At 73.4% G+C, this 24,720-nt stretch carries 22 protein-coding genes; 17 read left to right on the top strand and 5 right to left on the bottom strand.

All coding sequences use genetic code 11. The features are described from left to right. The first annotated feature begins 207 nt into the window (after positions 1-207). From KF840_26535 to KF840_26490, 10 genes are all read left to right on the top strand, one after another. The gene (locus KF840_26535) at positions 208-2,139 is read left to right on the top strand and encodes a DNRLRE domain-containing protein (protein ID MBX3028467.1); all 1,932 of its coding nucleotides are present in this window, start codon (positions 208-210) and stop codon (positions 2,137-2,139) included. Positions 2,140-2,241: 102 nt separating this feature from the next. Further along, positions 2,242-2,331 (top strand): LPXTG cell wall anchor domain-containing protein, encoded by a 90-nt coding sequence (locus tag KF840_26530; GenBank protein ID MBX3028466.1) that lies wholly within the window; start codon positions 2,242-2,244, stop codon positions 2,329-2,331. A 95-nt stretch (positions 2,332-2,426) separates the two neighbouring features. Further along, positions 2,427-3,962, top strand: coding sequence for a Ppx/GppA family phosphatase (locus KF840_26525; protein ID MBX3028465.1), 1,536 nt, complete (start codon positions 2,427-2,429; stop codon positions 3,960-3,962). Between the two features lie 12 nt (positions 3,963-3,974). Further along, positions 3,975-5,597: a CHAD domain-containing protein gene (locus KF840_26520; GenBank protein ID MBX3028464.1), complete on the top strand. Its 1,623-nt coding sequence runs from the start codon at positions 3,975-3,977 to the stop codon at positions 5,595-5,597. A 53-nt stretch (positions 5,598-5,650) separates the two neighbouring features. Then, positions 5,651-6,160: a phosphohistidine phosphatase SixA gene (gene sixA / locus KF840_26515; GenBank protein ID MBX3028463.1), complete on the top strand. Its 510-nt coding sequence runs from the start codon at positions 5,651-5,653 to the stop codon at positions 6,158-6,160. 159 nt (positions 6,161-6,319) lie between these two features. Next, entirely contained in the window at positions 6,320-6,742 is a 423-nt protein-coding gene (locus KF840_26510; protein ID MBX3028462.1) for a hypothetical protein, read from the top strand. 215 nt (positions 6,743-6,957) lie between these two features. Beyond that, positions 6,958-8,295: a glucose-1-phosphate adenylyltransferase gene (glgC, locus tag KF840_26505; protein ID MBX3028461.1), complete on the top strand. Its 1,338-nt coding sequence runs from the start codon at positions 6,958-6,960 to the stop codon at positions 8,293-8,295. 3 nt (positions 8,296-8,298) lie between these two features. Beyond that, complete coding sequence (gene glgA, locus KF840_26500; protein ID MBX3028460.1) at positions 8,299-9,753, top strand: glycogen synthase GlgA; 1,455 nt, start codon at positions 8,299-8,301, stop codon at positions 9,751-9,753. Positions 9,754-9,767: 14 nt separating this feature from the next. Beyond that, a complete protein-coding gene (gene rsmH / locus KF840_26495) occupies positions 9,768-10,682 on the top strand; it encodes a 16S rRNA (cytosine(1402)-N(4))-methyltransferase RsmH (GenBank protein MBX3028459.1) in 915 nt (304 codons plus the stop codon). Positions 10,683-10,701: 19 nt separating this feature from the next. After that, positions 10,702-11,556 carry a crotonase/enoyl-CoA hydratase family protein gene (locus KF840_26490; protein ID MBX3028458.1) on the top strand — a complete coding sequence of 285 codons (855 nt, stop codon included), beginning with the start codon at positions 10,702-10,704 and terminating at the stop codon, positions 11,554-11,556. 41 nt (positions 11,557-11,597) lie between these two features. On the opposite strand, the gene KF840_26485 is transcribed toward KF840_26490, so the two are convergent. The 3 genes from KF840_26485 to KF840_26475 are packed head-to-tail and all read right to left on the bottom strand — an operon-like array spanning position 11,598 to position 13,910. Then, positions 11,598-11,981 carry a hypothetical protein gene (locus KF840_26485; protein ID MBX3028457.1) on the bottom strand — a complete coding sequence of 128 codons (384 nt, stop codon included), beginning with the start codon at positions 11,979-11,981 and terminating at the stop codon, positions 11,598-11,600. A gap of 57 nt (positions 11,982-12,038) precedes the next feature. Then, on the bottom strand, positions 12,039-12,875 hold the full coding sequence (gene rsmI, locus KF840_26480; GenBank protein ID MBX3028456.1) for a 16S rRNA (cytidine(1402)-2'-O)-methyltransferase: 837 nt from the start codon (positions 12,873-12,875) through the stop codon (positions 12,039-12,041). Between the two features lie 45 nt (positions 12,876-12,920). Next, positions 12,921-13,910, bottom strand: a complete 990-nt coding sequence (locus KF840_26475) for a Gfo/Idh/MocA family oxidoreductase (GenBank protein ID MBX3028455.1) — start codon at positions 13,908-13,910, stop codon at positions 12,921-12,923. A gap of 121 nt (positions 13,911-14,031) precedes the next feature. On the opposite strand from KF840_26475, the gene lysA reads away from it, so the two are divergent. From lysA to KF840_26455, 4 genes are all read left to right on the top strand, one after another. Next, on the top strand, positions 14,032-15,318 hold the full coding sequence (gene lysA, locus KF840_26470; protein ID MBX3028454.1) for a diaminopimelate decarboxylase: 1,287 nt from the start codon (positions 14,032-14,034) through the stop codon (positions 15,316-15,318). Beyond that, positions 15,297-17,219 (top strand): oligopeptide transporter, OPT family, encoded by a 1,923-nt coding sequence (locus tag KF840_26465; protein MBX3028453.1) that lies wholly within the window; start codon positions 15,297-15,299, stop codon positions 17,217-17,219. Before lysA ends, KF840_26465 begins: the two co-directional genes overlap by 22 nt. Further along, positions 17,216-17,671 carry a hypothetical protein gene (locus tag KF840_26460; protein ID MBX3028452.1) on the top strand — a complete coding sequence of 152 codons (456 nt, stop codon included), beginning with the start codon at positions 17,216-17,218 and terminating at the stop codon, positions 17,669-17,671. Before KF840_26465 ends, KF840_26460 begins: the two co-directional genes overlap by 4 nt. Before the next feature lie 231 nt (positions 17,672-17,902). Further along, positions 17,903-18,790, top strand: a complete 888-nt coding sequence (locus KF840_26455; protein MBX3028451.1) for a DMT family transporter — start codon at positions 17,903-17,905, stop codon at positions 18,788-18,790. 63 nt (positions 18,791-18,853) lie between these two features. On the opposite strand, the gene KF840_26450 is transcribed toward KF840_26455, so the two are convergent. Both KF840_26450 and KF840_26445 read right to left on the bottom strand, forming a co-directional pair. After that, positions 18,854-19,786 carry a P1 family peptidase gene (locus KF840_26450; protein MBX3028450.1) on the bottom strand — a complete coding sequence of 311 codons (933 nt, stop codon included), beginning with the start codon at positions 19,784-19,786 and terminating at the stop codon, positions 18,854-18,856. A 1-nt stretch (position 19,787) separates the two neighbouring features. Continuing rightward, positions 19,788-20,897 (bottom strand): alpha/beta hydrolase family protein, encoded by a 1,110-nt coding sequence (locus KF840_26445; GenBank protein MBX3028449.1) that lies wholly within the window; start codon positions 20,895-20,897, stop codon positions 19,788-19,790. A 164-nt stretch (positions 20,898-21,061) separates the two neighbouring features. On the opposite strand from KF840_26445, the gene KF840_26440 reads away from it, so the two are divergent. The 3 genes from KF840_26440 (at position 21,062) to aceE (ending at position 24,672) form a co-directional block, all read left to right on the top strand. Beyond that, entirely contained in the window at positions 21,062-21,499 is a 438-nt protein-coding gene (locus KF840_26440) for an Hsp20/alpha crystallin family protein (protein MBX3028448.1), read from the top strand. 42 nt (positions 21,500-21,541) lie between these two features. Next, entirely contained in the window at positions 21,542-21,898 is a 357-nt protein-coding gene (locus tag KF840_26435; GenBank protein MBX3028447.1) for an Hsp20/alpha crystallin family protein, read from the top strand. A 110-nt stretch (positions 21,899-22,008) separates the two neighbouring features. Beyond that, the gene (aceE, locus tag KF840_26430; GenBank protein MBX3028446.1) at positions 22,009-24,672 is read left to right on the top strand and encodes a pyruvate dehydrogenase (acetyl-transferring), homodimeric type; all 2,664 of its coding nucleotides are present in this window, start codon (positions 22,009-22,011) and stop codon (positions 24,670-24,672) included. Positions 24,673-24,720: the final 48 nt, after the last annotated feature.

Genomic DNA, 24,720 nt, shown 5'->3' with positions numbered 1-24,720 from the left:
CGGTCGCCTTGACAGGTCGATGACAGAGTCGTGACATTTGCGGGAACTTCGCCCCCACTGGCGGGGCGTCCGCCGCCGCGATCCGTTCAGCGCCAAAGAATCATCGCCGGGAAACGCGGTTGTCATCTTCGCCTGATAAGCGCGTGCGTGTTCGAGATCGGGGGGTCTCCGTCGGCCGGCGCGCAGCACGGCGCCGCGGAGGATGCGATGACGGTGACCCGCGCCCTGACGCTGATGACGCTGACGCTCGTGCTCGCACCGCGCTCCGCCCCGGCCGTGCAGGTGGTGCTCTCCGCGAGCGCCGATACCTATCTGCGCAGCGGCGGCGCCAACGCCAACGAGGGCACGGCGACCTTCCTGCGCATCAACTCCTCGCCGAACCGCGCCCTGGTGCGCTTCGACCAGGCGCAGATCGCCGCCGCCACCTCCGGCCTGGTGCTGATCTCCGCCAGGCTCGAGCTCTACGTGACGTCCAGCGCCCAGTGGGGCAGCGGACGGGCGGTCAATGCCCAGCGCCTCACCAGCGATTGGAGCGAAACCGGCGCCACCTGGAACTGCGCCGTCGACAGCAACCCCAGCAACGGCTCGCCGGACTGCGTCGGCCAGTGGGCCGGCGGCACCTTCTCGGGCGCGGTGACCGATGCCGTGCAGCAGTCCAACGCGACGGTCAACCAGTACGTCTCCTGGACGGTCACCGCCGACGTCGCCGCGTTCCTCGCCGGCACCCCCAACTACGGCTGGGTCATCCGCAAGGACCTGGAGAGCCAGAACGGCAACGCCGACTACGCGTCGCGCGAGGCGGCGACCAACCGGCCGCGCCTGGTGCTCGAGGTCGTCGCCCCGACCAGCACCGCCACGGCGACCGCGAGCCACACCCCGACGCGCACCTTCACCCCTACCTTCACGGTGACCACTACGCCGAGCGTCACGGACACGCCGAGCGCCACGCCGACCGTGACCTCGACGCCGACGCCGGATCCCAATTGCCCGGCGGCGCCGCTCGAGGGGTGCCGGCAGCCGCTGACCGCCAACCACGCCCTGCTGGTGCTCAAGCACGGCGCGCGCGACACGCTGACGTGGAAGTGGAACAAGGGCGAAAGCACCAGCCGCGACGATCTCGGCGACCCGCCCAGCCGCGACACCATCTACACCCTGTGCGTCTATGGCCAGGTGGCAGGCACGGCGCAGCTCGCGCTGCAGGCCATGGTGCCGCCGCAGGGGAGCTGCGGCGGACAGACCTGCTGGCGCGACTCCGGCCATGGCTTCACCTACCGCGATCCCGGAGCGACGGCCGACGGGATCAAGAAGATCGTCCTCAAGCCCGGCGCTGCCGGCAAGGCCAAGATCGTGGTCACGGGCGGAGGCAACCGGCTGCACACCCCGCCCCTGCCGCTGGCGCAGGACCCGCAGGTCATCGTCCAGCTCAAGAACACCTTCGCCGGCGGCCGCTGTTGGGAGTCCCGCTTCTCCGGACCGGCGACGAGGAACGACGGCCGCCAGTTCAAGGATCGCGGTGACGCGCCGCGGCCGACGCCGACCGCCAGCGCCACGGCGACCGTCACCGGCACGGCGACCCCCACCCCCGCGGGGCCGACGGCAACCGCCACCCAGACGCCGTTCGGTGGTGTGCCGACGGCGACGCCCACCTCGACCTTCACCGCCACCGCGACGCCCGGCGGCGCGGTCTGCGGCAATCGCGTCCTCGAGCCGGGCGAAACCTGCGCCACCTGCCCCGCCGACTGCGTGGTCGGACCGTGCACCAGCCCCGGCAATCCGACCGCCGCCTTCCGCGTCGACCTCGTGCCGCCGACCGGCTTCCAACCCACCACGGCGACCGTCCTGCTCGGCTACAACAGCACCCGGCTGAGCATCCCGGGCACCGGCACCGCGACCTCGGTGCGCCAGCGCGTCGTCGCCCCGGCCCCGGTCCCGCAGGCGTTCACGCCCAACGATCTGGAGTACGGGCTGCAAGTGCTCGAGTCGCGCAACACGCCTCTCGGCCAGCTCTTCACCGTGACCTTCGATCGCTGCGGCGGCGCCGCCGCGCCGACCCTCGCCGACCTCGCCTGCACGGTCCTGAGCTGCGCCCAGGGCGGGGGCGGGGTGGCTGGTTGCTCCTGCATCGTCAGCCTGCCATGAGGACTGCCACGCGATTCATCAGCTCGGCGCGCCCGGTGATGCGGTTCGCCCGGCGGGGGCCGCGAGACCCGCGGTGACCTCGCGGCGCGCCTGGAGACCAACATGACCGATGACAGCGGCACCCTGCTCTACGTGATGGTCGGCCTGCTGGTCGTGGTCGGCGCGATCGTCTCGCTCACCGGCCGCCGTTGAGCCGGCACAGGTTCCGCGATTCGCAAACTGTGCTAGGGCTCCCGCCGGTGGTGAGGCGGCGGGTGCGGCGAAAAAGGCGGTAGACCAGACCGGACATGCGAATCGCGGCCGTCGACGTCGGGAGCAACTCCATCCACATGGTCGTGGCGCAGGTGGAGGCGGATGGCCGCTTCCGCGTCCTCGATCGCGCCAAGGACATGGTTCGCCTCGGACGCCGGACGCTGAGCAAGGGGAAGCTGTCCGCGGAAGCGATCGAAGCGGGCGTCCGCACCCTCGCCGGTTTCCGCACCCTCGCCGAGCGCCAGGGCGTGTCGCGGATCACCGCGGTGGCGACCAGCGCCGTCCGCGAAGCCGCCAACGGCGGCGATTTCATCGAGCGCGTCGAATCCGACGTCGGCCTGCGCGTCAAGGTGATCCCCGGCCGCGAGGAGGCGCGCCTCATCTATCTCGGGGTCCGGCATGCCATCGACCTCAGCGACAAGCCGACGCTGATCGTCGACATCGGCGGCGGCAGCGTCGAGTTCATCCTCACCGAGAAAGAGGAGGCGGTGGCGCTCGAAAGCCACAAGATCGGCGTCGCGCGCCTGAGCGAGCGCTTCCTCGCCAACGATCCACCCGACGCCGAGGAGATCGACGCCCTCGAGGCGTTTCTCGCCGACCAGCTCGACCCGATGTTGAGCGAGTTCCGCGCCCACAAGGTGCGGCGCGTGGTCGGCACGTCCGGCACCATGCTCAACCTCATCGCCCTCGCCGGCCACCAGCGCGGCGAAGCCCCCGAGCTCCACCTCAACAACTTCGCCGTCGCCGCGACCGAGATCGCCAAGGTGCGCCGCCAGCTCTGCCGGCTCGGACGCGACGAGCGGCTGAAGCTGAAGGGGCTGGACGGCAAACGCGTCGACCTCATCGTCGCCGGCGCCGTGCTGACCGACTTCGTGCTGCAGCGCATCGGCGCCAAGCAACTCGTCGCCTGCACCTGGGCGTTGCGCGAGGGCGTGCTGCTCGACTTCATCGCCCGGCACCGCAAGCACATCGAGGAGAACGAGCGCTACAGCACGCCGCGCGGCCGCAGCGTCGCCCGCCTGGCGCGCCATCTCGGCGAGACCAGCGAGCACGGGCCACGCATCGCGCGCCTGGCGCTGCGGCTCTTCGACCAGCTCGAGAGCCTGCTGCGCGTCGACCACGGCATGCGCGAGCTGCTCGAGTACGCGGCCCTGCTGCACGACGTCGGCCACCACATCGACCACGCCAACCACCACCGGCATTCGTACTACCTGATCACCAACGGCGAGCTGTTCGGCTTCTCGCGCGAGGAGCTGGAGATCATGGGCCTGGTGGCGCGCTACCACCGCAAGGGCGTACCGAAGGCATCGGACGCCGAGTTCCGGCGCCTGCCGCAGCGCGCCCGGCACGCGGTGCGCGCCCTGAGCGGCGTGCTGCGCATCGCCGACGGCCTCGATCGCACCCACTACGGCGTCGTGCGCGACATCGCGGTCAGCCGGCGCGGCACCCGCCTGACGCTCACCGCCACCACGTCCGGCGACGCCCAGCTCGAGCTGTGGGAGGCGAAGCAGCGCAGCGGCCTCCTGCAGGACGTGCTCGGGCTCGAGGTCGAGGTGCGCTCCGCCACCTGAGCGCGGCCGCCGATGCCAACCCCCGCCATCCCCGACGAGATCGAGGTCAAGCTCGAAGCGACCTCCGGCGACGTGCTGGACGCCATCGCCGGCGTCGGCGCGCTCGGCGACTATCGCCTGCGCCGCCGCCGGGTCGCGGCCCTGCAGACCACCTACCTCGACACGCCGACCCTGGCGCTGGCGCGCGCCGGCGTCGCCGTGCGACTGCGCCGCCACGGCCGCCGCTGGGAGGCGACCGCGAAATGGCCGGGCCGGGTCCGCGGCACCCTGCACACCCGACCGGAGCTGACGGTGCCGCTCGCCGCGCCGCCGGCGGCGCCGTTCCGCCTGCCGGACGGGCCGCTGCAGGAGACCCTGCAGCCCTACCTGCTCGGGCGGCCGCTGCAGCCGGTGCTGGTGACCAACGTCGAGCGCCGCCTTGTCGACGTGCTGCCGACAGCGGGCGGCGCATCGCTCGCCGAGCTGGCCCTCGACCGGGTGCAGGTCTGCCACCCCGACGGCACCCCGGCGGCGCCGGAGTACTGGGAGGTCGAGATCGAGCAGCGGGCCGGCGCGGCGGCCGACTGCGTCGCCGTCGGCCGCGCCCTCCGCCGCCGCTTCCACCTCGTGCCCTCGCGAGCGACCAAGTTCGCCCGCGGTCTGGACGCCGTGCTGCCGGCCGGCACCGCCGCCGCGCCACCGCCGCCGATCAGCGCCGCCGACACGCTGGCGAGCGCGACACGCGCCATCATCGCGACCCAACTCGGCCGCCTGCGCGCCGCCCAGCCGGCGGCGCGGCGCGGCGACGATCCCGAGGCCGTGCACGAGATGCGGGTCGCGATCCGCCGCCTGCGGACCGCGCTGCGCCTCGGCAGGGCCGCCCTGCCGGCGCGCCAGCGCGCGGCGCTCGGGCGCGAGCTCGGATGGCTCGGCGGCGTCCTCGGCCAGGTGCGCGACCTCGACGTGCAACTGGCGACCGCCGATTGGCACCGCGCCCGCCTCGCCGCGACGGCGCGCGGCCCGCTCGACGGGCTGCGGCGCGCCCTGCGCCGCCAGCGCCTGGAGGCCCTGGCCGCCCTGCAGCAGACGTTCGCCTCGAGCCGCTACACGCGCCTGCTGCTGGCGCTCGAGCGCGCCGCGGCAGCGCCCCGGCGCCCGCCCGGCGGCGCCGGCGCCGAACCGATCGCCAGCGCCGGACGGCGCGCGATCAAACGCGCCGCGCGCAAGCTGCGCCGGCTCGGCGATGCCGTCGGCGAGCTGCCGCACGCCGACGAGCTGCACCGCCTGCGCATCCGCGCCAAGCGCCTGCGCTACGCGCTCGAAGCGCTCAAGCCGATCACCGGACGCGACGGGCGCCGGCTCAGCAAGCAGCTCACCCGCCTGCAGGACGTCCTCGGCCGCTTCAACGATTCGATCGTCGCCGCCGCCACCGTGCGCCGCTACCGCGACGCCCTGCCGACGCCCGTGCCACCGGCAACCCGCGCCGCGCTGACCGCGATCGCCGACGCCGAGCTGCGCCGCGCCGGCGCCGCCCAGGGGCAATTCCACCGCGCCTGGAAGCGGTTCAGCGAGAAGGGCGCCCGCCGCCGCCTCGCCAGCCTGCTCGAAACGCTCGCGGCGCTCACCCCGCCGGCCGCCGCGCCGCCGGCCTCGTAGCGCCGGCGCGATCCCACTGGCCAAGACCGCCGATCGATGATCTGCTCGTCGCCATGACCGTGATGCTCTACCTGATGCGGCACGGGATCGCCGAGGACGCGAGTCGCGACGGCAGCGATGCGGAACGCGCCCTCACCGACGAGGGGATCCGCAAGACGACCCAGGTCGCCGAGGGCCTGCGCGCGCTCGACCTGCAGCTCGACGCCATCATCTCCAGCCCGCTGCGGCGGGCCCAGGAAACGGCGCGGATCGCCGCCAAGGTCCTGGCGCCCGATCGCGAGGTCGAGCTGACGCCGCTGCTCGCCGGCGGCAGCGCGGCGGCGGCGATCGCCAGTGGCCTGCGCCTGCCGCGGCGCGCCGCCCAGGTCCTGCTCGTCGGCCACCAGCCGGGTCTCGGCGAGCTCGCCTCCCACCTCCTCACCGGCTCGGCCCATCGCATCCCGCTGCCGTTCAAGAAGGCGGGCGTGGCGGCCATCGAGGTGGACGGCCTGCCGGCGAAGTCGGCCGGCATCCTGCACTGGTTCGCGCCCCCCGCGCTGCTCCGCGCCGCGAGCCAGAAATAGCCGCGCGCCGATCGTCTTTGCTGCCCACTGGCGCTGCCCGCCGTGCCAGTCGACACAGCAATCCGACCGGATAGGCAGTTCGCGGGCCCCCGCGGCAGAAGATTCCGCCAGTTTATTCCATCTTCACGAGGGAATACCTGGGAGAAATCGGAGCTAGAGATGGGGCAACCTGCTGAACGATACGCTGACCACGAGCAGCCGGACGGGGAGGGCGACGATGTCGTCCTGCCGGCGCAGTTCTTCCCGGCGCTGAACGACCCGCGCACCGAGCCCGAACGGCGGCTGATGGTGGCCGTGCTCGAGGAAGCGATCAGCGCCGTGCTCTGCGGCGCCAGCGCCACGGGCGAGGAGCGCGGCACGGCGGCGCTCGAAGCCGAGCGCTGGTTCGCCAGCAACAGCCGCAGTTGGCCGTTCGCGTTCTGCACCCTGTGTGACGTGCTCGGCCTGGACGTCGATCGCGTCCGCCAGGTGATCGCCGGCTGGCGCGAGCGCCAGCGCGGCTTCCGCCGCCCGCGGCTGCAGGCCGGCCGCGGACGCCACCAGGTGCAGACGCCCGGCCGCCGCTCGCGCCGCGCCGCCTGACACCGGCGCCGCGAGCGCAGTCCTCCGCGCCAGCGCTCCGGCCGGTGGGCCGCGCCCGACCGGCGGCGAAGGGACGCCAGCCGAGACCGCTCGCGTCTCGCCCTGCCGGCGGCGGCGGGACGGCTTGAAATCGGCTCGCTCGGCTGCGAAACCGCCTGGGTCGGCAGCCCGAGCGAGCAGCGCGTGGCCCGCAACGCCGACCGCGCGGCGGAACGATGATCGATGTCCTGGTGATGATCCTGGCGGGTGGGCGCGGCGAGCGGCTCTATCCCCTCACCCGCGACCGCGCCAAGCCGGCGGTGCCCTTCGGCGGCCGCTACCGCATCATCGACTTCGTCCTCAGCAACTTCATCAACAGCGGCTTCTTCCGCGTCAAGGTGCTGAGCCAGTACCGCAGCAATTCGCTGCTCATCCACCTGGCGCGCGGCTTCAACTTCGGCTCGCTGGCCGAGCACTACGTGGATCCGATCCCCGCCGCCCAGGGCGTCGGCGAGATGGGCTGGTACATCGGCACCGCCGACGCCATCTATCAGAACCTCAGCCTCGTCCAGGACGAGATGCCGCAGGACGTCGCCGTCTTCGGCGGCGACCACATCTACAAGATGGACGTCCGGCAGATGATGGACTTCCATCGCGAACACCACGCGGCCTGCACCGTCGCGGCGCTGCCCTTCGACCGCCAGGAGGCCGCCGGCCAGTTCGGCATCATCGAGGTGGACGAGCAGTGGCGGATCGTCGGCTTCGAGGAGAAGCCGGCCGACCCCAGGCCGCTCCCCAGCGACCCGACCAAGGCGCTGGTGTCGATGGGCAACTACATCTTCGACACCGAGGTGCTCGAGCAGGTCCTGCACGCGGATCACGCCACTCCCGACTCCTCGCACGACTTCGGCAAGGACGTGCTGCCGGCGATGATCAGCCGCTACCCGGTGTACGCCTACAACTTCCTCGACAACACCGTCCCCGGCGAGGGGGAGCGCGAGCGCGGCTACTGGCGCGACGTCGGCACCATCGATTCCTACTTCGACGCCAACATGGACCTGCGCAGCGTCTCGCCGATGCTCAACCTGTACAACCACGCCTGGCCGATCCGCTCCGTGCTCTTGCAGTACCCACCGGTGAAGTTCGTCTTCGATGCCGCCGGCCGCTGCGGACACGCGGTCGACAGCATCGTCGCCAACGGCGCTATCATCTCCGGCGGCCGGGTCCAGGACTCGGTGGTCTTCAACAACGTCTTCGTCCACAGCTTCTGCGACATCGCCGAGTCGATCCTGATGCAGGGCAGCAACATCGGCCGTAGCGCCCGCCTGCGGCGGGTGATCTGCGACAAGTACGTGACCATCGAGGACGGCACCGTCATCGGCGAGGACCCGGAGGCCGACGCGGAGCGCTTCCACATCAGCCCGGGCGGCGTCGTCGTCATCCCCAAGGGCGCGATCGTGCCGCGCGAGGGCCCGATCATCCAGAGCTCCTCGCTGCCGCCGCCCGGCAGCATCCAGCCGCGCATCCACGAGCCCGGCTCGGTGAAGATCACCCCAGAGACCTCCGAGGCATGATCGGTGCGGCTCACCTTCGTGACTTCGGAGGTCCGGCCGTTCAGTCAGACCGGCGGACTCGGCGACGTCTCCGAGTCGCTGCCGGCGGCGCTCGCCGCCAGCGGCTGCACTGTGACGGTCGTCAGCCCGCTCTACCGCAGCGCCGCCGCCGCGATCGCCCGCGAGGGGCTCGCCTTCCATGACGTCGACGGGCCCCCGCTGCGCATCGGCCCGGTCGACCACCCGCTGCGCTTCCGCCTCCTCGAGCGCAATGGCTGCCAGATGGCGTTCGTCGTCCACGACGGCTTCTATGACCGGCCGGCGCTGTACGTGGACGAGCACGGCGCCGACTACGCCGACAACGTCGCCCGCTACGCCCTCCTCTGCCGCGCCGCCATCGCGCTCGGGCAGGTCCTCGAGGCGCCACCGGCGCTCGTCCACTGCAACGACTGGCAGACCGGCCTGTTGCCCTGCTACCTGCGCGCCGGCGCCCTGCCCGGCACGCCCTCGGTGTTCACCATCCACAACCTCGGCTACCAGGGCCACTACCCGGCGAGCGAGGTCCTGACCGCGGGCCTCGGCTGGAGCTGGTTCCACCCCGAGGCGCTCGAATTCCACGGCGGCCTCAACCTGATGAAGGGCGGCCTCTTCTTCTCCGACGCCATCACCACCGTCTCGCCCTCGTACGCCGAGGAGATCCAGACGCCATCGGCCGGCGCCGGTCTGGACGGCGTCCTGCGCGCCCACCGCCACAAGCTGTCCGGCATCCTCAACGGCATCGACGTCAGCCGCTGGAACCCCGCCGCCGATCCGCACCTGCCGGCGGCGTTCAGCGCCGACGACCTGGCCGGCAAGACGACCTGCAAGCGGGCGCTCCAGGAGCGCAGCGGCCTGCCGGTAGACCCGCAGGCGATGCTGCTCGCCGCCATCGGCCGCTTCGACTGGCAGAAGGGCATGCCGCTGATCTGCGACGCCTTCCACATCGTCGCGCCGCTGCGCCTGCAACTGGTGATCCTCGGCGCCGGCGACCCGGGCATCGAAGCCGGCGTGCGCGCCCTCGCCGCGCAGTATCCGCGTCAGGTCGCCGCCACCGTCGGCTTCGACGAAGGCCTCGCGCACCTCATCGAGGGCGGCGCGGACGCCTTCCTCATGCCGAGCGCCTACGAGCCCTGCGGCCTCAACCAGATGTACAGCCAGCGCTACGGCACGGTGCCGATCGTCCACGCCACCGGCGGGCTCAGGGACACGGTGGTCGACTACACCCCGGCGACGGCGGCCGACGGCACCGCCTCCGGCTTCTCGTTCACCCCCTTCGACGCCGCCCACCTCGCCGAGTCGATCCTGCGCGCCTGGCGCCTGCACACCCAGCAGCCGCAGGCCTGGCGGCGCCTGATGCGCGCCATCATGCAGCTCGACCACTCCTGGACGCGCCGCGCCCAGGAGTATCTGGCGCTCTACCACCGCCTGCTGGCGCGCTGAGCGCGCCCGACCCGATGCCCGCCGCCGGCGCGCCCGTCCACGTTCCGGTCCTCCTGCGGCAGGTGCTCGACGCCCTGGCGCCGCGCCCTGGCGGCCGCTACGTCGACGCCACCGCCAACGGCGGCGGCCACCTGCGCGCCGTGCTCGACGCCTGCGCGCCGGACGGCCGCGTGCTCGGCATCGACCGCGACCCCGAGATCCTCACCGCGCTCGCCGGCCGCTGCGCGCCGGCCATCGACGCCGGCCGCCTGCACCTCGCCACGGGCAGCTTCGCCGCCCTGAGCCGCATCCTCGCCGCGCACCAGTTCTCGCCGGTCGACGGCATCCTGTTCGACCTCGGCCTCAGCTCCTTCCACCTCGACGCCAGCGGCCGCGGCTTCTCCTACAGCCGCGACGAGCCGCTCGACATGCGCTTCGATCCCAACGACGACGCCAGCGAGAGCGCCGCCGAGATCCTCGCCAGCCGCGACGCCGACGAGTTGACGGCCATCCTGCGCGACTACGGCGAGGAGCGCTTCGCCTCGCGCATCGCGCGGACCATCGTCGCCCGCCGGCGCGAGCAGCCGATCGCCACCACCGGGCAGTTGCTGGCGGCGATCGCGCAGTCCCTCCCCCCGGGCGCGCGCTGGCGCGCCGCGCGCGACGCCGCCCGGGTCTTCCAGGCGCTGCGCATCGCCGCCAACGACGAGCTCGAGCAGATCGCCGAGGTGCTGCCACAGGCGGCCGCCGCGCTCGCCCCGGGCGGGCGCGTGGTGGTCATCGCCTTCCACTCGCTCGAGGATCGGATGGTGAAGCACTTCCTGCGCGACCAGGCCGCCGCCGGCCGCCTGCGCCTGTTGCACCGCAAACCGATCGTGGCCGACGAGGCCGAGATCGCCGCCAATCCGCGCGCCGCCAGCGCCAAGCTGCGGGCGGCGGAGAAGCCCTGAGCCCAGAGGAGCACCGCCCATGGAGTTCCGCGAGATCCGCTACGCGGTCGCCGATCGCGTCCTGACCCTCACCCTCGACCGCCCCGACAAGCTCAACGCCTTCACCGAGCGCATGTGCGGCGAGCTGATCGCCGCCATCGACCGCGCCGACGCCGACGACGCGGTGCGGGCGATCGTCGTCACCGGCGCCGGGCGCGGCTTCTGCGCCGGCGCCGACCTGAGCGGCGGCGGCGGCGCCTTCGACTACGGCGGCGCCGCGGCATCGACGGCGGTGCGCCGCGACGGCGGCGGGCTGGTCGCCCTGCGCCTGTTCGACTGCCGCAAGCCGCTGATCGCCGCCATCAACGGCGCGGCGGTGGGCGTCGGCGCCACCATGACGCTGCCCATGGACATCCGCATCGCCTCGTCGGCGGCGCGCTTCGGCTTCGTGTTCGCCCGCCGCGGCATCGTCCCCGAGGCCTGCTCGAGCTGGTTCCTGCCGCGCGTGGTCGGCATCGGTCAGGCGCTGGAGTGGACGTACAGCGGCCGCGTGTTCGACGCCGCGGAGGCGCTGGCCGGCCGCCTGGTGAGCCGCGTCGTGCCGCCCGACGACCTGCTGCCCACCGCCCACGCGCTGGCGCGCGAGATCGCCGAGCACACCTCCGCGGTGTCGATCGCCCTGACCCGCGCCATGATGTGGCGCATGCTCGGCGCCGCCCACCCGATGGAGGCGCACCGCATCGACTCGCGCGGCGTCCAGTGGACCGGTCGCAACGCCGATGCCCGCGAGGGCGTCACCTCCTTCCTCGACAAGCGGCCACCGCGCTTCACCCTCAGCCCCAGCACCGACATGCCCGACTTCTATCCCTGGTGGGAGGAGCCGCCCTTCGAGTAGCCCCTCGGCCCCGCGGGCGCGGCCGCCGCCTGGGCTGTCCGTCAGAGCGCGCGCCGGCCCTTCGGGGGGACGGGACGGACGACGCCGATCTCGCGCAGCAGCGCCTGCACGTGCTCGCGCAGCGAGCCGCTGCGCGCGCCGAGGCGGCTGCGGCTCGACAGCGCCACCTCCTTGCCGACGATGTCGGCGGTGAGCAGCTCGCTGAGGAAGTGGCACATCGCCTCGCGGATGCGGCGCTGGCGCTCGCGCAGGCGCGCGGCGCGCTGCTGCGGCGTCAGGCCGCGCTCGCGCGGGTTGGGCAGGGCGTCGCCCATCATCTCGCGCAGCACGCGCCGCAGGCGCAGCTCCCAGCCGGGCGGCAGCGTGACGATCAATTCGCCCGGCTTGCGTCCCGGGCGGGTGCGGATCGGCTGCGCGCGCTGCATGGCCCCTGATCGCTACCAGCGGACCTGGTCTTTGTCTACGCGGAAACCACGCCGCGCTCAGTCGTCGCCGTCGCGCTCGAGCCCGAGCCGGTAGACGTCGCGCGCGTGCCAACCGCTCTCGGCCGCGAGCGCGCGCGCGATCTCCTTCAGGTGCAGACCGGCGGCGCGGCGGCGCGCGATCTCGGCCCGCAGCGCCTCGGCCGTCATCGTCGGCGTCTCGCCCGCCGGCGGCGCGATGAACAGCGTCACCTCGCCGCGGGCGACGAGGTCGCCGGCGCGCGCCGCCAGCTCGGCCGCCGGGCCGCGGACGAAATCCTCGTACAGCTTCGTCACCTCGCGGCCGATCACCACCTGGCGGTCCGGCATCGCGGCCGCGAGGTCGGCGAGCGATTCGACGAGGCGGCGCCCGGATTCGAAGCAGACCACGGTGCGATCCTCGCGCGCCACCGCCTCGTAGAAGTGGCGCCGCGCCGTCGCTTTCGCCGGCACGAAGCCCTCGAAGGCGAAGCGGTCGGTCGGCACGCCCGCGACCGAGAGGCCGGCGGTCACCACCGACGGGCCCGGAATCGGCACGACGCGGATGCCGGCGTCGATCGCTGCCCGCACCAGGCGGTACCCCGGATCGGCGATGCCGGGCGTGCCGGCGTCCGAGATCAGCGCGATGTCCTCGCCGCGCCGCAGGCGCTCGACCAGCTTCGGCGCCCGCTCCCGTTCGACGTGGTCGAAGTAGCTGGTCAGCGGGCGCTCGATGCCGAAGTGCGCCAGCAGCGTGCGGCTGTGGCGCGTGTCCTCGGCGGCGATCAGCGCCACCTCCTTCAGGATCCGCACCGCCCGCAGCGTCATGTCCTCGAGGTTGCCGAGCGGCGTGGCCACCACGTAGAGCGTGCCCGCCATGGTCCGATGTCACCTGGGCGCGGCCCGCAACGCAAGCCGCGGCGCTCAGGCGGCGAGCGGCTCGACGTCCGCGACGCGGCCGGCGCGCGCCGCCGCGTAGCAGGCGTCGACGATCGCGATCGCCCGCAACCCCTCCGCGAGCGGGATCGGCGGTGGGGCGCCGGCGCGCAGCGCGGCGACGAAGTCGCGCACCACCTCGCGCACCGTGGCCACGGCGGCGGCGACTGGCAGCGGCTCGACCGTGTTGCCGACCACCAGCGACGCGGTGCCGAGCACGTGATCGCCGAGCAGCGTCGCGCTCTCGCCGGCCACTTCGATGTGCCCGTTGCGGCCGCCGGCGACCCGCGCGCACGCCACCGTGGCGAGCGCCGCGCCGCCGCCGAGCGCGATCGTGGCGGCGAAGTTGTCCTCCGTGCGGCGGGTGCGGATGGCCTGCATCTGGCAGCTCACCCGATCGGCCTCCAGACCGCTCAGCCGGCGGCACAGATCGAAGGCGTGCACGCCGGTGTGCAGGGTCATCCCGCCGCCCGACCGCGCCGGGTCGTCGAGCCAGTCGAGCGGCGATGGCTCGAAGCGCTGGGTGAAGCTCAACGAGCGCACCCGGCCGACGCGCGGCAGCGCCGCCGTCAGGGCGCGCACGACGCCGTTGTAGCGCAGCGTCTGCGCGACCATCACCGGGATCGGCTGCGACCGCAGGAACGCCAGCATGGCGCGGCCGTCGGCGAGCGTCGGCGCCGCCGGCTTCTCGAGCAGCAGCGGCAGACCGGCGGCGGCGGCGGCGCGCACGATGTCGAGGTGCAGCGTCGGCGGCACCACCGCGATCACCGCGTCGAGCCGCGCCCGCTCGATCATGGCGCGGTAGTCGGCGAACCCCTCCGCCCCGAAGGCGCGCGCCGCCTCGAGCTGCGCCGCGTCGCGGCGCGCCACCGCCACCAGCGCGAGGTCCGGCAGCTCGCCGGTGATGTGGCGCGCGTAGCGCAGCCCGTGCTTGCCCAGCCCGATGAGGCCGATTCGCTCGACGCGCCGCGGCGACATGCGGACCTCCTAGCCCAGCGATCGCGGCGGGAAAAGCTCGCCGCCCGCGGGCGGGCGCCGGCGCCATGCCGTCGCGGCGCGCCGGTTGCCCTGCGCTACCCGCCTTGTTACGGACCGCACGATGCCCGCCGATTTTCTCGCCGCCGTCGATCTCGACGCGATCGCCCGCCGTGTCGGCACGCCCTTCTACCTCTACGACGCCGGGACGCTGCGCCGCCGCATCGCCGACGTGCGGGCGATCGCCCCCGGCGACGGGGTGCAGGCGCGCTACGCGATGAAGGCCTGCTCGCTGCGCCGCGTCCTGCGGGTGATGCGCGACGCCGGCGTGTGGATCGACGCCGTCTCCGGCAACGAGGTGCTGCGCGCGCTCGCCGCCGGCTTCCCCGCCGGCGCGCAACCGCCGGTGGTCCTGCTCACCGCCGACGTCTTCCGCGACAACGCCCTCGACGTCGTGCTCGAGCACCGCGTCCTGCCGAACATCGGCTCGCCGGGCATGCTCGACGCCCTGCAGCGCGCCGGCTACCGCGGCCCGATCGGGGTCCGCGTCAATCCCGGCTTCGGCCACGGCCACGTGCAGGCGACCGACACCGGCGGCCCGAGCTCCAAGCACGGCATCTGGGCAGACGATCTGCACGCGGTGCGGCGCGCCGCGGAGCGCGCCGGGCTGCCGATCGTCCTGCTCCACGCCCACGTCGGCAGCGGCCCGCAGATCGACGAGTTCACCGCCAACATGGGGCGGCTGGCGCACTTCCTCGCCGACTGGGTGGCCGACTTTCCCGCCCTCGAGGCGGTCAACATGGGCGGGGGGATCCCGCATCCGTATCGGCCGGAGGCGCCGACCATCGACCTCGCCCCGGTCGGTCGCGCGCTCGCCGACGCGCAGCGCCGACTGAGCGCGCGAGCCGGCCGCGCGCTGCGGGTCGAGATCGAGCCCGGCCGCTATCTGGTGGCGCCGAGCGCGGTGCTGGTGGCGCGCGTCACCGACGTCAAGGCGACGACGAGCAACGACAAGGGGCCCGGCCACACCTTCGTCATGGTCGACGCCGGCTTCACCGATCTGGTGCGGCCGGCGATGTACGGCTCGTACCACCACATCACGGTGCACGGCGCCGGCGCCGCGACGCCGCCCGAGCCGCTCGTCGTCGCCGGGCCCCTGTGCGAATCGGGCGACGTCTTCACCCGCGACGACCGCGAGCTGCTCGACCCACGGATGCTGCCGCGACCGCGGGTCGGCGACCTGCTGGTCCTGCACGACACCGGCGCCTACGGCCTGCAGATGAGCTCGCACTACAACTCGCTGGGGCGCGTGCCGCAGGTCTGGCTCGAGGACGGCCGCCTGCACCTGGCGGCGCGGCGCGAGACGCTGGACGACATCGTCCGCGCCGAGTGCTTCGAGCCGCTCGACTGAGCGCGCCGGCGCAGCGCGAGATGGCGGCGGCGCGACGGCAGTCCGCATCCCCGGCGCCGGCGCCCTACGTCAGCGCCGCGCTGGCGCCGGCCGAGCTCAGTGTCCGCGCCATCCTGCTCGGCATGGCGTTGTCGGCGACCTTCGGGATGGTGAACGCCTACCTGGCGCTGAAGGTCGGGCTCACCGCCTCCGCCTCGATTCCCGCCGCGGTGCTGTCGATGGCCGTCCTCCGCGGCATCCTCGGCCGCGGGACCATTCTCGAGAACAACGTCGTGCAGACGACGGCGTCGTCCGGCGATTCGCTCGCCGCCGGCATCGCCTTCACCGTGCCGGCGCTGATCTTCCTCGGCTACGATCCGAGCGGCTTCCGCATCTTCCTGCTCGCCGCCACCGCCGGCCTGTTGGGTGTCGTCATGCTCATCCCGCTGCGCCACGAGCTGACCATCGCCGAGCACGACCGCCTGCCCTTCCCCGAGGGCACCGCCTGCGCGACGGTGCTGATCGCCGGCGATCGCGGCCGCGCCGCGACCCAGCCGGTGTTCGTCGGCATCGCGCTCGGCGCACTCTACCAGTTCCTCTCGCGCGGCCTGCTGCTGTGGAACCAGGCGCTGTTCGTCAGCGCCGCCTCGCTGCACAAGCTGTCGTTCGGCGCCGAGCTGACGCCGCTCTTTCTCGGCGTCGGCTATCTCGTCGGCGCCCGCATCGCCGCCATCATGCTGGCCGGCGGCCTGCTGGCCTGGATGGTGCTGATTCCGCTGTTCGACGCGGTCGCCGGCACCGCCGCCGGGACGCTGCTCGGGCTGCCAGTCGACCTCGCGACGCAGGGACCGCAGGCGATCTGGAGCACCCAGGTGCGCTTCGTCGGCGCTGGCGCCGTGGCCTGCGGCGGGGTGTGGTCGATCGCCCGCGCCGCGCCGGTGATGTGGCGCGCCGGCGCCTCGCTGCTCGCCGCCGCCCGGGCGCCGGCGAGCACCGGCGGCCCGCGCACCGAACGCGACCTGCCGCCCCTCGTGGTCATCGGCGCCACCACCGCCCTCGGCCTGGCGATGTGGCTGGTGCCCGCCTACGAGATGCGCGGGCCCGAGGTGCTGCTGGCGCTGGTCTTCAGCTTCTTCTTCGTCGTCGTCTCCGGCCAGATCGTCGGCCTCATCGGCACCACCTCGCAGCCGATCTCCGGCATGACGATCACCGCGCTGCTGGTCACCGCGGCGGTACTGGCGGCGCTCGGCTACGATGGCCGCACCGGCACCGCGGCCACGCTCGCGGTCGCCGCGGTGGTCTGCACCGCGGCGGCGCTGGCCGGCGACACGATCCAGGACTTCAAGTGCGGCGCCCTCGTCGGAGCGACGCCGCGCGCCCTCGAGCTGGCGCAGATGGTCGGCGTCGCCGTCGCCGCGCTGCGCGCCGGCTGGCTGCTGGCGCTGCTGCACGCCGCCTACACGCTCGGTTCCGCGGATCTGCCGGCGCCGCAGGCCAGGCTGATGGCGACGCTCGCCGAGGGCGTCATGCACGGCCATCTGCCGTGGGCGCTGCTCGCCCTGGGCGTCGCCCTGGCGGCGATCGCCGAGCTCGCCGGCCTCGCCAGCCTGCCGTTCGCGATCGGGCTCTACCTGCCGATCACCACCACCGCGTCGCTCATCTTCGGCGGCCTGATCGCGGCGCGCTGGGGGCGCGGCCACCGCGACGACGACCCCACCGTCCTGTTCGCCTCCGGGCTGATCGCCGGCGACGCCCTCATGGGCGTGCTCTTCGCCGGACTGATCGTCGCCGGTTGGGGAGGCGTGCTGGCGCTGCGCGCACCGGCCGAGAGCGGCTGGCTGGAAGCAGGGCTCACCGCGCTGCCCTTCGCGGCGCTCGCCGCGGCGCTGGTCGCCTACGCGCGGCGGAGGGCGGCGCGATGACCCGATCGACCTGGTCGCTGCTCGCCTGCGTCGGCTGGGGGATGTCCTGGCTCGCCGTCGGGCAGGCGTTGCTGGTCGAGATGACCACCTGCACGCAGGGCGACACCGACACCTGGCTGACCAGCCTGCTGCTCGGCGTGCCGCTGGCGGTCGTCGCGTTGCTCCTGCTCGGCCTGGCGCGCCGCCACGCCCGCCCGACCCGCTGGCTGGCGCTGCCGCACGCCCTGCTGCTGCCGCCGACGGTCCTGCTGGTGGCGCGCTACGCCAGCCTCTCGACCCTGCATGGCGTGCCGCTCTGCGACATCGCCACCGGCAGCGCGGGATTCGCCACCGCGCCGCCGGACTGGTGGAACCGCTGGTGGGCTCCGGTGCAGGCGACGGTGCTGACCGCGGTCGCGGCCATGGTCTACGCCTACTGGCACCGGCCGCGCCGCGACGATCGTCGACGCTGAGGACGGCGGACGCGGTCGCCGCGTCCGCCGCCGCGTGCTCGCCTGGATCATGCATGAGCGCGCGTCGCGAGAGCGCCGAGCGGGCGCCAGATCCGGCCCGGCGCCGCGATGACCGACGCCGGCAGACTCGACCCCCTGTCGAGGCGGGCGGAGCGAGCGCGGCCAGCGATGGCGGGCGATCGGCGCTCGCAGTAGCGAACTCATGAATGATCCGGGCTAGGACTGCTCGCGATGGAGGCCTCCGCCGGCGCCCGCCCGCTCGCGCCCGACGCCGATCGCCGGCGCCGGCTGCGCGGCATCGGCATCATCCTCTGCAGCTCGCTGCTGCTCGGCGCGATGGCGGTCGCGGTGCGGGTGGCGACGCGCACCATGGACGCCGGCCAGGTGGCCTTCGTCCGCTTCCTCGGCTCGCTCCTCGTCCTGCTCGCCCTGCGCGGCGGCCGCGGCCTGCGACCGCGCGGCACCCTGCCGCCGGTTCTGTTGCGCGGCCTCTTCGGCGGCGGCGCGATCCTTCTCTACTACCACGCCATCGCGAGCGCCGGCGCCGGCCTGGCCACCCTGCTCCACTGCACGTATCCGATCTGGACGACGGTGATCGCGGCCACCCTGCTGCGCGAGCGGGTCGACGCGCGGCTCGGCGCGGCGCTGCTCCTCTTCCTGGCCGGGATCGCCGTCGTCGTCGGTCCGGGCGCCGACCTGGCGCAGGCGACCACGGTGGGCAGCCTCTACGCCCTCGCCGCGTCGATGCTCGCCGGCGCCGCGGTCAGCACCGCGCGCCAGCTCCGCGCGGTCGAGAGCGCCTACCTCGTCACCACCTACTTCATGGCGGTGGGCGCGCTGCTCACCGCCCCCGCCCTGCGGCACGGCGTACCGCCGCTCGACGGCTCGTTGCTGCTGGTCCTGCTGGCCGTCGTGCTGACCTCGGTCGCCGGCCAGCTCCTGCTGCATCTCGGCCTCGGCTCCGCCCCCGCGATCGAGGCCAGCCTGGCCGCCGCGACCGCGGTGGTATCGGCCACCGGCTTCGCGGCGCTGCTGCTCGGCGAGCGCCTGGAGGCCCACGCCCTCCTCGGCGCCGCGGTGCTGGTCATCGCGATCGGCCTCGCCGTCGGCCGGCGGTGAAGCCGCGCGGCGACGCCCCGCCACGCAGCCTGGCGCGCCGCGCGCGCACCGGCGCCCGGGTCGTCAGCGCGCGACGGCGCGCAACACGGCAGCGCCGACCGCGTCCACCGCGGCATGCTGCAGGGCGATGAGCTCGCCCATCGCCGTCCGCGCCCGCCGGCGGCCGGTGGCGAGGACGATCAGCGCGTCGCCGTCGACGCGGGTGTGCACTGGACGGATGGTACGGGCCAGGCCGTCGTGCGCCTGCGACGCGAGATCCGTGGCGTCCTCGCGCGTCAGCGCCGCGTCGGTCACGATGACGCCGATGGTGGTGTTGCCGAACGGGGTCGAACCGTGCCCGGCGAGGATGCGGTCGATCGGTTCGCAGCCGCGACCGCGCATCGCGCGCACGCCGGCGAGAATGCGGCCACTGCCCGGATCGACGACCTCGCCGAAGGCGTTGACGGCGATGATCGCCTCGACCGCGCCGCCGCCCGGCAGCGCCCGGCGGGCGATGCCGAGGCCGCCGCGGCTGCAGCGCTCCATGCCGGCCGCCTTGCCGACCGTGGCGCCGGCGCCGGCGCCGACCCGTCCCTCTGCCGGCGGTTCGCGGCGGGCGTTGTCGCAGGCGGCGCGGCCGGCCTCGGCGTCCGGCCAGCGGCGCGGATCGCCGACACCGAGATCGTAGAGGCCGAGCGCGGGCACGATCGGGATGCAGGCGTGGCCGGTCGCGAGACCGATGCCGCGCTCGCTCAGCCAGCGCACCACGCCGTCACAGGCCGCCAGGCCGAAGACGCTGCCGCCGGCGAGGACGGCGCCATGGACCAGGCGCGGCGCGACGCCGCGCGTCGGGGCCAGGATCTCGGTCTCCCGCGCGCAGGGCGCGCCGCCGCGGACGGCGACCGCGCCGACCGCGCCGCGCGGGCAGAGGACGACCGTGCAGCCCGTGGCGGCGGCGGCATCGGTCCAGTGCCCGATGGCGACGCCGAGCGCGTTGACGCTGAGCCGGGCCGCCACGTCAGAGAATCTCGAGCCGCCGCAGGTGGTCGGAGACCGCGGCGATGATCCGGTCGCGTCCGAACGGCGCCAGGTGGCTGCCGCTGAACCAGTGGATGGCGGGGCGGCCCCAGTGTTCCCAGAGCGCGTGCGGGTGTTCCGGCGGCACGATGCGGTCGCCGCGGCCGGCGATGATCAGCGTCCGCCGCCGCTCGAGCCGCAGCGGGAAGGTGAGCGGCGAGTGCACCCGGTACATGGCGCGCAGCTCGGCATGCGAGTACGCGGCGGCGCCGTGCCGCTGGGCGCCGAGGAAGCGCCAGGCGAGATCGCCGATGCACACTGGCGGCACCATCGGGATCGCGAACGCCAGGTCGTCGACCAGACCGGCGACGAGCGCCGTGAGGTAGCCGCCGAGGCTGAGCCCGAGCAGGCCGACGGGTCCACCGCCGGACGCGATCAGCCAGGCGCGCACCAGCTCGATCTCGTAGACCGCGCGCCGCACCGCCTCGTGCATGGTGGCCGGGTTGGGGTCGGCGAACCGCTGGCCGGAGAAGCGCGCGCCGGCCGGGGTGCGAGCGCCGTGGTAGGGCAGGGTCAGCAGGGCGACGTCCAGGCCGCGCGCGAACCAGGACGAGGCGAAGAGCGCCCAGGCGTCGAGGCGCGGCTGCCCCATGCTGAAGCCGTGCAGCGCCAGCACCGTGCCGCGCGGCGGCCCCGGCTCGTGCGTCCAGTGCTCGACGAGGACGCTGTCGTTCGCCGCCGTCGGGTCGGCGGCGTACGGCTGATAGGCGCTGGCGAAGCGACGGCTGCTGATGACGCCGCCGCCGTGCCGCCGCTGCCGGTCGGTGACCGGCTCGACCACCGCCACCGGCGCGCGCAGAAAGGCGAAGTAGCGGCGCGGATCGTCGCGCAGCGGGCCGCTGAGGAAGGGCGCGGCGGCGGCGCGCAGGGCGGGCAGTTCCGCGGCGCTCGGCATCAGGACGCGATCGATGACCCGCCGCATCGCCTCGACGACGACCGCGTCCAACGCCAGGCCGACGCCGGTGAACAGGCGATCGCTCCACGCCTCGTCAGGCAACGTCGCGACCGGCAGGGCGCCCAGCGCGGAATCGGCGGCGGTCATCGCGGCCATTCAATCGCGATCGAGCGGCGACTGACAAGTCGACGCGACGGCGGTGTCGACGCGACGGCGGGCGCGCCGCGGCCTTGACTGGCGGAGGCGCGATCTTAGGTTGCTGCCCGTCCGCGACACCCCACGACACGCTGCCCGCCCTTGCGGGCCAAGGAGGTTTCGAGATGCTCGTTCATGTTCGCCGCCCCCGCCATGCCGGTGGCGTCCGCAGCCTGCAACGCGAGGTGGACGACGTGTTCCGCCGCGCCTTCGGGTTCGACTTTCTGTCTGCTGCCCCAGCCGCCTCGGCGGTCGAGATCGTGCCCGACGCCGACGGCGTGACCGTGCGTGCCGAGCTGCCCGGGGTCGATCCGGCGGCCATCGCGATCAACGTCGAGGGTCGCACCCTGACCATCAAGGCGGAGCGCCGCGAGGAGAGGCGCGAGAAGGGCGCCTACCAACTGCGCGAACGCGCCTTTGGCTCGTTCTCGCACGCCTTCCGGCTGTCGGACGATCTCGACGGCGAGGCGATCACCGCCGAGGCCAAGCACGGCGTTCTGACCGTCCGCATTCCCAAGCGCGCCGAGGCCAGGCCGCGGCAGATCGAAGTGAAGGTCATCTGATTCCAGACGCTGGCCGATGCCACGAGAGGAGTGAGAAGCGCAATGAGCTCGCAGGACGTTACCAACACCAACACGGAGCAGCGCGTGTACCACCGCACGCCGGAGGTCGAGATCTTCGAGGACGACCAGGCATTGTTCGTCTCCGCCGACGTCCCGGGCGTGGAGCCCGGCCAGGTCGACGTCTCGCTCGACGACGGGGTGCTCAGCATCGCCGCGCGCGTCGAGCGACGTGGCGACGGTGCGTTCGCCACCGAGTTCCGTCGCCGCTTCACGCTGCGCGAGCCGAGCCGCTACGACGCCGACCAGATCAGCGCCACGCTGCACCACGGCGTCCTCGAGCTGCGCCTGCCGAAGAGCGAGCGCGGTCGCCGGCGACAGATCCCGGTCACCATCCAGTAGACTCGCCGAGCGGTCCCCGTTCGGCGACCGCTCCCCTGCGCGCGGCGGCGGATCCCCCCTGCCGCCGCGCGTCGTTTCCGCCCCCCGGCGCTGTGGTAGAGTGGCCGGCGATGGATGCCCTGTTTCGCGCCGACACCGATCCCGCCGATACCCAGGCCTGGATCGAATCCCTCGACACGGTCCTGCACAGCGAAGGCCCGCAGCGCGCCCGGTATCTGCTGGGGCGGCTGATCGAGCACGGATTCGCCAAGGGCGTCGCCCTGCCCTTCAGCGCCAACACGCCCTACGTCAACACCATCCCCGCCGACCGGCAGCCGCTCTACCCCGGCGATACCCAGCTCGAGCGCCGCATCCGCGCCCTGATCCGCTGGAACGCGATGGCGATGGTGGTGCGCGCCAACCGGCTGTACAGCGGCATCGGCGGCCACATCTCGACCTACGCCTCGTGCGCGACGCTCTTCGAGGTCGGCTTCAACCACTTCTTCCGCAGCCACGCCAACGGGGTCGCCGGCGATCACGTGTACTTCCAGGGCCACGCCTCGCCGGGCGTCTATGCCCGCGCCTACCTCGAAGGGCGACTGTCGGCCGTGCAACTGCACGCCTTCCGGCGCGAGACCGCGGGCGGCGGCCTCGCCTCGTATCCGCATCCCTGGCTGATGCCGGAATTCTGGGAGTTCCCGACGGTGTCGATGGGGCTGTCGCCGATCTCGTCCATCTACCAGGCGCGCTTCAACCGCTACCTGCGGGACCGCGGCCTGCACGATACGACGCGCAGCCACGTCTGGGCCTTTCTCGGCGACGGGGAGACCGACGAGCCGGAATCGCTGGGCGCCATCACGCTGGCGGCGCGCGAGCACCTCGACAACCTGATCTGGGTGATCAACTGCAACCTGCAACGGCTCGACGGGCCGGTGCGCGGCAACGGCAAGATCATCCAGGAGCTCGAGGCGGTGTTCCGCGGCGCGGGCTGGAACGTCATCAAGGTCGTCTGGGGCGACGACTGGGACGCGCTGCTGGCCAAGGACGTCAACGGCCTGCTGGTGCGGCGCATGGGCGAGGTCCCCGACGGCCAGTTCCAGAAGTACACGGTGTCCGACGGCGCCTACATCCGCCAGCACTTCTTCGGCACCCACCCCGAGCTGCTGGCCATGGTGGAGGATCTCACCGACGCCAAGCTGCGCCGCCTGCGACGCGGCGGGCACGACGTCGAGAAGGTCCATGCCGCCTATCGCGCCGCCGTGGACCACGTCGGCGCGCCGACGGTGATCCTCGCCAAGACCATCAAGGGCTATGGCCTCGGCGAGGCCGGCGAGGGCCGCAACGTCACGCACCAGCAGAAGAAGCTCAACGAGAAGGAACTGCGCGACTTCCGCGACCGCTTCGGCATTCCGATCGCCGACCGCGACCTCCTGGAGACGCCCTTCTACCGGCCGGCCGACGACAGCGAGGAGGTCGAGTACCTGCTCGAGCGCCGGCGCGCCCTCGGCGGCTTCGTCCCCCAGCGCCGCGTGCACGCGGTCGCGCTGCCGACGCCGGCGCCCGACTGGTTCGCGGAATTCACGGTGGAGACCGGCGACCGCGAGGTGGCGACCACCATGGCGATCGTCCGCATGCTGCAGCGGCTGATGAACGAGAAGGAGATCGGCCCCCGCATCGTCCCGATCGTCCCCGACGAGGCGCGCACCTTCGGCATGGACGCGCTGTTCCGCAAGTTCGGCATCTACGCGCACCTCGGCCAGCGCTACGAGCCGGCCGATTCCGACGTCGTGCTGTACTACCGCGAGACCACCGACGGACAACTGTTGGAGGAGGGCATCACCGAGGCCGGGGCGATGGCGTCGTTCACCGCCGCCGGCACCGCCTATGCGACGCACGGGCTGCCGATGATCCCCTTCTACTTCTTCTACTCGATGTTCGGCTTCCAGCGCATCGGCGATCTCATCTGGCAGAACGCCGACGCGCGCGGCCGCGGCTTCCTGGTGGGCGCCACCGCCGGCCGCACCACGCTCGCCGGCGAAGGCCTGCAGCACCAGGACGGCCACAGCCACGTCCTGGCGAGCGTCGTCCCCACGCTGTGCGCCTACGACCCGGCGTTCGCCTACGAGCTGGCGGTGATCGTCCAGGACGGCCTGCGGCGGATGTTCTCCGACGGCGAGGACTGCTTCTACTACCTGACCGTCTACAACGAGCAGTATCCGATGCCGGCGATGCCGGCCGGCGTCGAACACGGCATCCGCCGCGGCCTCTACCAAATCGCGCCGGCACCGCCGCTCGCCGGTGCGCCGCGCATCCACCTCTTCGGCAGCGGCGCCGTCCTGCGCGAAGCGCTCGCCGCGCAGCCGTTGCTCGCCGAGCGCGGCGTCGCCGCCGCGGTGTGGAGCGCCACCAGCTACAGCGAGCTGCGCCGCGACGCCCTGGCCTGCGAGCGCTGGAACCGCCTGCACCCCGAGCAGCCGCCGCGCCAGCCCTACGTCAGCGCCTGCCTGGCGGACGCACCGTGGCCGGTGGTCGCGGTCAGCGACTACATGAAGGCCGTTCCCGACCAGGTGGCGCGCTTCGTGCCGGCCGGACTGGTGCCGCTCGGAACCGACGGCTTCGGCCGCAGCGACACGCGGGAAGCCCTGCGCCGCTTCTTCGAGATCGACGCCGCGTCGATCACCGTCGCCGCCCTCGCCGAGCTGGCACGGCGCGGCAGCATCCCGACCGAACGGGTCACCGAGGCGATCCGCGAGCTCGCCGTCGATCCCGACGCCGCCGATCCCGCGACCCGCTGACGATCGTGGGGACGGCGCCGGTTGACGCCCGCCGCCGCCTCGACGACT

Source organism: bacterium, assembly GCA_019637795.1.
GTDB lineage: Bacteria > Desulfobacterota > Binatia > HRBIN30 > CADEER01 > JAHBUY01.
The sequence above is the reverse complement of the archived record's forward strand: the minus strand, read 5'-3'. Positions and strand labels throughout refer to the sequence as shown.